At 71.4% G+C, this 8,420-nt stretch carries 7 protein-coding genes; 3 read left to right on the plus strand and 4 right to left on the minus strand.

The genetic code is table 11. The features are described 5' to 3' along the window. Nucleotides 1-173 precede the first annotated feature (173 nt). The gene (locus AB0J12_RS17335) at nt 174-2,141 is read left to right on the plus strand and encodes an acetoacetate--CoA ligase (RefSeq protein WP_363265135.1); all 1,968 of its coding nucleotides are present in this window, start codon (nt 174-176) and stop codon (nt 2,139-2,141) included. A 4-nt stretch (nt 2,142-2,145) separates the two neighbouring features. On the opposite strand, the gene AB0J12_RS17340 is transcribed toward AB0J12_RS17335, so the two are convergent. Then, complete coding sequence (locus tag AB0J12_RS17340; RefSeq protein WP_363265136.1) at nt 2,146-3,465, minus strand: aminotransferase class I/II-fold pyridoxal phosphate-dependent enzyme; 1,320 nt, start codon at nt 3,463-3,465, stop codon at nt 2,146-2,148. Nucleotides 3,466-3,576: 111 nt separating this feature from the next. Between AB0J12_RS17340 and AB0J12_RS17345 the strand changes: the two genes are divergently transcribed. Both AB0J12_RS17345 and AB0J12_RS17350 read left to right on the plus strand, forming a co-directional pair. Further along, nucleotides 3,577-4,785, plus strand: coding sequence for an MFS transporter (locus tag AB0J12_RS17345; RefSeq protein WP_363265137.1), 1,209 nt, complete (start codon nt 3,577-3,579; stop codon nt 4,783-4,785). 22 nt (nt 4,786-4,807) lie between these two features. Further along, nucleotides 4,808-5,701: a hypothetical protein gene (locus tag AB0J12_RS17350; protein ID WP_363265138.1), complete on the plus strand. Its 894-nt coding sequence runs from the start codon at nt 4,808-4,810 to the stop codon at nt 5,699-5,701. A gap of 98 nt (nt 5,702-5,799) precedes the next feature. Here the strand turns inward: AB0J12_RS17350 and ptsP are convergent, their stop codons facing one another. The 3 genes from ptsP to AB0J12_RS17365 form a co-directional block, all read right to left on the minus strand. Continuing rightward, nucleotides 5,800-7,470 (minus strand): phosphoenolpyruvate--protein phosphotransferase, encoded by a 1,671-nt coding sequence (gene ptsP / locus AB0J12_RS17355; protein ID WP_363265139.1) that lies wholly within the window; start codon nt 7,468-7,470, stop codon nt 5,800-5,802. Between the two features lie 78 nt (nt 7,471-7,548). After that, nucleotides 7,549-7,998, minus strand: coding sequence for a PTS glucose transporter subunit IIA (locus AB0J12_RS17360; protein ID WP_363265140.1), 450 nt, complete (start codon nt 7,996-7,998; stop codon nt 7,549-7,551). 234 nt (nt 7,999-8,232) lie between these two features. After that, nucleotides 8,233-8,420: hypothetical protein (locus AB0J12_RS17365; protein WP_363265141.1), on the minus strand; the 188-nt coding region annotated here is incomplete at its 5' end.

The raw sequence follows: 8,420 nt of genomic DNA on the forward strand, positions 1-8,420 counted from the left end.
TTCAACTGCCGTTCACCCGTGACCAGAGCACATCTTCACGACACGAACTATGTGGGGCGAACCCTGGTGCGGAAGACGATCACATGGCATCGTCCGTTCCAGCCGCGTCACGCGCACACCCCAGCCCGTGCGCGGAGGACGCACACGACGCGCACAGCCCGGGAGCCGCCCCCATGACGACCGAGAACCCGCAACCGCTCTGGCAGCCGGATCCGGAGCGCATCGCCCAGGCCCAGGTGACCAGGTTCCAGACCTGGGCAGCCGAGCACCACGGCGCACCCGCCGACGGCGGTTACCCGGCGCTGCAGCGCTGGTCCGTGGACGACCTCGAGGCCTTCTGGACGGCCGTCACCCAGTGGTTCGACATACGGTTCTCCACGCCGTACACGCGCGTGCTCGGCGACCGCGCCATGCCCGGGGCCCAATGGTTCCCCGGCGCGACCCTCAACTACGCCGAGCACGCCCTGCGCGCCGCCGCCGACCGCCCCGACGCCCCGGCGCTGCTCCACGTCGACGAGACGCACGAAACGCGCCCGGTGACCTGGGGCGAGCTGCGCCGCCAGGTCGGCTCCCTGGCCGCCGAGCTGCGTGCCCTCGGTGTACGCCCCGGAGACCGCGTCAGCGGCTATCTGCCGAACATCCCGCAGGCCGTCGTCGCCCTGCTCGCGACGGCCGCCGTCGGCGCCGTATGGACCTCCTGCGCGCCCGACTTCGGCGCCCGCAGTGTCCTCGACCGCTTCCAGCAGGTGGAACCGGTCGTGCTGTTCACGGTCGACGGCTACCGCTACGGCGGCAAGGAGCACGACCGCCGCGAGACCGTCGCCGAGCTGCGCCGCGAGCTGCCCACGCTGCGTGCCGTGGTGCACATCCCGGTGCTGGGCACGGAGGCTCCCGAGGGCGCGCTGGAGTGGTCGGCGCTGACCGCGGCCGACACCGAGCCGGTCTTCGAGCAGGTGCCCTTCGACCACCCACTGTGGGTCCTGTACTCCTCCGGCACGACCGGACTGCCCAAGGCCATCGTCCAGTCGCAGGGCGGCATCCTGGTCGAGCACCTCAAGCAGCTCGGCCTGCACTGCGACCTCGGTCCCGAGGACCGTTTCTTCTGGTACACCTCGACCGGCTGGATGATGTGGAACTTCCTCGTCTCCGGTCTGCTGACCGGCACCACGATCGTGCTGTACGACGGCAGCCCGGGCTACCCCGACACCGGCGCCCAGTGGCGGGTCGCCGAACGCACGGGAGCCACCCTCTACGGCACGTCCGCCGCGTACGTCATGGCCTGCCGCAAGGCCGGCGTGCATCCCGCGCGGGATTTCGACCTCTCCCGGGTGCGGTGCGTCGCCACCACGGGCTCGCCGCTGCCCCCGGACGGCTTCCGCTGGCTGCACGACGAGGTGCGCGACGACCTGTGGATCGCCTCGGTCAGCGGCGGCACGGACGTGTGCTCCTGCTTCGCGGGCGCAGTGCCGACCCTCCCGGTGTACATCGGCGAGCTCCAGGCCCCCTGCCTGGGCACCGACCTGCAGTCCTGGGACCCCAGCGGCAAGCCCCTGACCGACGAGGTCGGCGAGCTGGTCGTCACCAACCCGATGCCGTCGATGCCGATCCAGTTCTGGAACGACCCCGACGGCAGCCGCTACCACGACAGCTACTTCGACACCTACCCCGGCGTGTGGCGGCACGGCGACTGGATCACCCTCACCTCCCGCGGCTCGGTGATCATCCACGGCCGTTCCGACTCCACCCTGAACCGTCAGGGCGTGCGCATGGGCTCCGCCGACATCTACGAGGCCGTCGAGCGCCTGCCGGAGATCCGGGAGTCCCTCGTCATCGGCGTCGAGCAGCCCGACGGCGGCTACTGGATGCCCCTGTTCGTGCACCTGGCCCCCGGGGCCGTGCTCGACGACGCGCTCACCGACCGGATCAGGCGCACGATCCGCGAGCAGTTGTCCCCGCGCCACGTCCCCGACGAGATCATCGAAGTGCCCGGCGTCCCGCACACCCTCACCGGCAAACGCATCGAGGTCCCGGTCAAGCGCCTTCTGCAGGGCACGTCCCTGGAGAAGGCCGTCAACCCGGGCTCCATCGACAACCTCGACCTGCTGCACTTCTACGAGGACCTGGCCCGCAAGCGTTCCTGACGCCTCAGCCCCCGTAGGTGGCCTCGGACTCGCCCAGTACGGCCGCGAAGTCCGAGGCCAGCCGCGCCGCGTCGGCGCTGTCCAGCTCGGCGACCGAGATCCGCACCCCCTCGGGCGCCGCCAGCCTGAACCGGGCGCCGGCCGCAACCCACCAGCCGTACGACCGCAAGCCGTTCACCACCGCGGACTCGTCACGGACGGGGACCCACAGGTTCATCCCGCTCGCGCCGTGCGCCGCGACACCCCGCTCGGCGAGCGCGCCCTTCAGTGCCTCACGTCGCTGTGCGTACGCTCCACGCGCGCGTGACACCAACGCACGCGTGCCGGAGTCCGTCATGAGCCCGTGCACCGTCTCCTGCAACAGGTGGCTCACCCACCCCGACGTCAGCAGCAGCCGGCCGTCGTGCCGGGCCAGCGTCACGGGATCACAGGCCGCCGCCGCCCAGCGCAGGTCCGTCCCCAGGAACTTGCTCACCGTCCGCACATGCACCCAGCGCGCGATCCCCGAGGCGGTGAGCGTCCACAGCGGAGCGTCGGCGACCGCCGAGGCATGGTCGTTCTCCACGACCAGCACATCACCGGCCTCGCGCAACAGCTCAGCGAGCGGGTCCCTGCGCGCCGCCGAGAAACAGCCCCCGAACGGATTCTGCGCCCGTGGGCTGTACACCACGGCGCGCGCGCCCGCGCGTAGCGCGTCGCGCAGGGCGTCCGGGCGCATCCCCTCGTCGTCCACCGCCACCGGAAGGATCCGCAGCCCCAGCGCGGCCACCAGGTCCAGCAGATGGTGATAGCCGGGGTCCTCCATCGCCACGGCGTCCCCGGGGCGCAGCTCCACGGACAACAGCCGCCCGATCAGATCCAGCGCTCCATGAGCGAACGTCACGTGCTCCACGGGCACCCCGTCGGGCCGCAGCCAGTCGCGCACGGCCTCCTCGAGGTGCGGCAGCCGGGGCGTCGAGCGGTGCGAACGGGCGCCGGGGGAGAGCCGGGAGGGCGGCACCAGAGCGGGCAGAAACCGGGGGTCCGGGTGCCCGCCCGCCAGGTCGCGCAGGCCCTCCGGCACCTTCGGCGGCCGACGTGAGGCGACCGCAGGCGCAGGTGCCACCACCGTCCCGCCCCGGCCCCGGGTGACCACGATGCCGCGCTGCCGCAGCTCCTTGTACGCCGTGGCGACGGTCCCCGGGCTCACGCCCAGCTCGTCCGCCAGCCGCCGCACCGGAGGCAACGCCGCGCCCGGCGCCCACGCCCCCTCGGCGACGCCCCGCTCCACGGACGCGGCAATTCCCTTGGCCGTCGTACCACTGATCCCATATTGTGTTGCCACGTAAATAATTATGTATCAATACATAACTGGACGCAAGGGGGAACCGTGCGCCGACCGCACCGGACAGCCACGAGAAAGGCACGCATACCCGGCGGACGCGACGGGCGCACCATGCTGCTCATCGCCTTCGCCGACCGCATCGGCAGCGGACTGTGGGCCTCCGTCTCCGTCCTGTACTTCGCCTACGTCGCCCACCTGTCCCTCGCCCAGATCGGCACCTTCGCCGCGGCCGCCGGAGCCGTCGGCATCGCGGGCTCGCCCCTCGGCGGACGGCTCGCCGACCGGTTCCCCATCACCCGGATCCTCGTCACCGTCCAGATCCTGCGCGCGATCGCCTCCTTCGCCCTGCTCACCACCGACCGCTTCGCCCTCCTGCTCCTCTTCTCCGCCGTCGGCAGCCTCGGCGACCGCGCCGCGAGCGTCCTGACCAAGCTCTACGCGACCCGCATCGCCGGCCCCGACCGCGTCCGCTACCAGGCCCTGCACCGCACCCTCGCCAACGCCGGCTGGGCGCTGGGCGGCCTCACCGCCGCAGCCGCCCTCGCCCTCGGCACCACCACCGCCTACCGCTGCCTGCTCACCGGCGACGCCCTCTCCTTCCTGCTGTGTGCGCTCCTCACCCTGCGCTGCGCCGAACCTCCCTCCGCGCACCGGACCGTCACCACGTCGGCCACGCCGTCCTCGCCCGCCCCACCCCTCAGCCCTTGGCGCGACCGCACCTACCTCGGCTACGTCGCCACCGAGACCGTCCTCTCCCTCGACGACGCCGTCTTCAAGATCGGCCTGCCCCTGTGGATCGCCCACACCGCCAACGTCCCCCACGAACTGGCCCCCCTCCTCCTCGTCCTCAACAACGTCATGGTCGTCGCCCTCCAGGTCCCCCTGGCCCGGTTCGGCACCACAACCGCCGCCGCCCGCCGCCTGCTGCTCCCGCTCTCCGCAGCCTTCGCGCTGGGCGGCCTGACCATGGCCCTCTCCGCCACCGGAACCACCCTCACCGCGATCGTCCTGCTCACCACGGCGGCGGCCGCCTTCACTGTCGCCGAGAAGCTGCACGCCACCGTCTCCTGGGAACTCTCCGTCGCCCTCGCCCCCGACAGCGCACTCGGCGCCTACCTCGGCGTCCACGGCCTCGCCCAGGCCGCCCAGCGCAGCGCCGGCCCGCTCGCGGTCTCCGCAGCCATCGCCATCGGCCCCCTCGGCTGGACCGTCTTCGGCGCCGCCATCGCCCTGACCTGCGCCATCCAGCACCGGCTCGTCCGCGACCGACTCAGCCGACCCCCGTTGTCAGTGCCCCCGGTTACGGTGAGTGAGCACTGATCGACTGCGCACAGGGGGAAACATGGCGCACACCGACCGCCGGACCATGCGACGCGTCCTTCGCCGCGAGATCGCCGGCACCATCGGCCTGCTCACCGACGAACACGACTTCCGCGCCATGCGGCGCTACCGCAGCTTCACCTTCGACGACCACACCGCCTACCTGCGCGAGGTGGAAGCCCTCCTCAAGGCCCGCGCCCTCCAGGGCGGCCACACCACCGTCACCCTCTTCGACCCCGAGGAGTACGCCACCTACTGCACCGAGCGCGGCCTCGACCCCGACAACCCGTCCCACCGCACCCGCTTCACCGCCGAACTCGCCACCACCGGCCCCACGATCCCCTACGAGGGACAACCCCTGACCGACCTCGTCCCCGCCCTCGTCGACGAGGCGATCCGCCAAGCCACCTGGGAGTACGCCGCCACCCTGCTGGCCCGTCTCGGCAGCTGCGCCTCCTGCGGCGAGGACATCGGACGCGCTGCCTTCACCCGCGCCTCCACCCTCCTGATGCGCGTCCTCGACACCGCACCGCCCGGCAACCGGCATCTCGTCTGCAGCGTCTCCGGCCCACCGGAAACCCTGCTCGCCGTGCTCCACGCCGACCAGGACGACGACGGAGCCACCCAACTCGACGAAGCGGAAGCCCTCGAGTTCACCACCGTCCTCGCCCTGGGTCTCGCCACCGGCGGCCCCGGCGGCCTCGTCATGCGCACCAGCGCACCCGGCAGTCCGGACCGCATCTACGGATGGCGCCTGCGGAACAACACGCTCCGCCCCCTGACCGCCGGCGAGGTCTTCGACGCCTACTGCACCGACATCGAGTCCGGCGACCTCGTCTCCCCGGAGTCCGACGTCGACTACTGCGAGCCGCCCGACCTCGGCGAGGACGAGACACCGCACCACCACCGACCCTGAGGACCGGCCCACCACAGCGCGGCCCCACCACAACACGGAGGGGCGCCCCGCCCGAAAGCGGAGCGCCCCTCCCACCAGACGAGGCGTCATGCGCGCGGCTACTCGCCGGACAGCACTGCCTGAGCCGCGTTCCGCGCCTCCTCGGCGCTGTCCGCGGCGCGAGCCGCAGCAGCGGCCCGCTCGCACTGCGCGAGCGTGTACTTCGCCAGAGTCGCCCGCACATAAGGAATCGACGCCGCACCCATGGAAAGGGAGGTGACACCCAGACCGGTCAGCACACACGCCAGCAGCGGATCGGACGCGGCCTCACCGCAGACACCGCAGCTCTTGCCCTCGGCCTTCGCCGCCTCGGCGGACAGCGCCACCAGGTCGAGCAGCGCCGGCTGCCACGGGTCCTGCAGACGCGACACCGCACCCACCTGACGGTCCGCGGCGAACGTGTACTGCGCCAGGTCGTTCGTCCCCAGCGACAGGAACTCGACCTCCTGCAGGATCGAACGCGCCCGCAGCGCGGCCGACGGGATCTCCACCATCGCACCGAACTTCGCCCGCAGCCCGGCCTCACGGCACGCGTCGGCGAACGCCTTGGCGTCGGTGCGGTCGGCCACCATCGGCGCCATGACCTCGAGGTAGACCGGCAGACCCTCGGCCGCCCTCGCCAGCGCCGTCAGCTGGGTGCGCAGCACCTCGGGGTGGTCGAGCAGCGTCCGCAGACCCCGCACGCCCAGCGCCGGGTTCGGCTCGTCGGCCGGCGTCAGGAAGTCCAGCGGCTTGTCCGCTCCCGCGTCCAGGACCCGCACGACCACACGGCTCTCGGGGAAAGCCTCGAGCACCTGCCGGTAGGACTCGACCTGCTTCTTCTCGGACGGTGCCTTCTTGCTGTCGTCCAGGAAAAGGAACTCGGTACGGAAGAGCCCGACACCCTCGGCACCGGCCTCCACCGCGGCGGGCACATCCGCCGGACCGCCGATGTTGGCGAGCAGCGGCACCTTGTGCCCGTCAGCGGTGGCGCCCGGACCGGTCGAGGCGGCCAGCGCGGCCTTGCGCTCGGCCGCGGCAGCCTCCAGCTGCGCCTTCCGCTCCTCGCTCGGGTTCACGAAGATCTCACCGGTGCTGCCGTCGACCGCGATCAGCGTGCCCTCGGCCAGTTCACCGGCACCCGGCAGCGCGACGACGGCCGGCACCCCGAGGGCACGCGCCAGGATCGCGCTGTGGCTGGTCGGACCGCCCTCCTCGGTGACGAAGCCGAGGACCAGCGTCGGGTCCAGCAGCGCCGTGTCGGCGGGCGCGAGATCCCGGGCCACGAGCACATACGGCTCGTCGCTGTCCGGCACGCCCGGCATCGGCACCCCGAGCAGCCGGGCGACGATACGGTTGCGCACGTCGTCGAGGTCGGCCACCCGGCCGGCCAGGTACTCGCCCGCTGCGGCCAGCAGCTCCCGGTACGCGGCGAACGCGTCGTACACCGCGCGTTCGGCCGTGCTGCCCACGGCGATACGACGGTCCACGTCCGCCATCAGCTCGGGGTCCTGGGCCATCATGGCCTGGGCCTCGAGCACGGCCTGGGCCTCGCCCCCCGCCAGATTGCCGCGCGCCATCAGGTCGGCAGCCACAGCCTCCACGGCCTTGCGGGCACGCCCCTGTTCGCGCTCCGCCTCCTCCGCCGGGATCTGCTTCGCCGGCGGTTCGAGCACCGCCGTTCCCATGTGCCGAACCTCGCCGATCGCCACACCGTGGCTCACGCCGACGCCTCGCAGCGTTGTGTCCATCTCACCCGTCTCCGATAGTGCGGCGGGTCCCGCCGCCGCGGTGGTTGTCCTACCAGCCGTCACAGGACGGCGCCGACGTCACTTCCAGACGAAGAGGCTGTCGCCGGTCTTGAGGTCGCCGTCCTCACGGAGCTCGGAGAGCGCCTCGGCCGTGGCCTCGAGAGCGACCACGGGGCACACGGGGGACTTGCCGGCGGCCTCAACGGCGGCGGGGTTCCAGCGCACGATGGCCTGGCCACGCGTGACCGTGTCCCCCTTGTTCACCAGAAGCTCGAAGCCCTCGCCGTTCAGCTGCACGGTGTCGATGCCGAGGTGAGTGAGCACGCCGTGCCCGCTCTCGTCGACGACCACGAAGGCGTGCGGGTGCAGCGAAACGATGACTCCGTCCACCGGCGCGACGGCCTCGGAGGCCTCGCGGTCGGGGTCGATCGCGGTACCCGGGCCGACCATGGCCCCGGAGAAGACCGGATCCGGCACGGCCGCCAGTCCGATGGCACGTCCTGCAAGAGGGGACGTCACGGTGGTCATGGGAAACCTCCCAGGGGTGGAGATCAAAAGGGCCGTCCCGCCTGTCCCGGACGGCGCACTGAGCAGCAGGGTATGTCATAGGTAGTACCGGTTCCGCACGAGAGATCGGAATAGAGGTCTAGACCACATCTCCCATGGATTTGCACCGGCTCTGCGGCTCCGTGTACAGTCGTACTCCTGCGACGGGCTGAGCGATGCGAACGAGCATCATCGCCCGAGCAGCACCCCAACTCGTCAGATCCTATCTCGGATCGCCTTCTGCATGCCCGCAGGACGGTGGTCAGAGGGCCGGAAAAAGCCTGGTAGAGTTGGAAACACCGAAGGGAAGCCCGGAGGAAAGCCCGAGAGGGTGAGTACAAAGGAAGCGACCGTTCCTTGAGAACTCAACAGCGTGCCAAAAGTCAACGCCAGATATGTTGATA

The sequence above is a fragment of the Streptomyces sp. NPDC049915 genome (assembly GCF_040656475.1).
Lineage (GTDB): Bacteria > Actinomycetota > Actinomycetes > Streptomycetales > Streptomycetaceae > Streptomyces.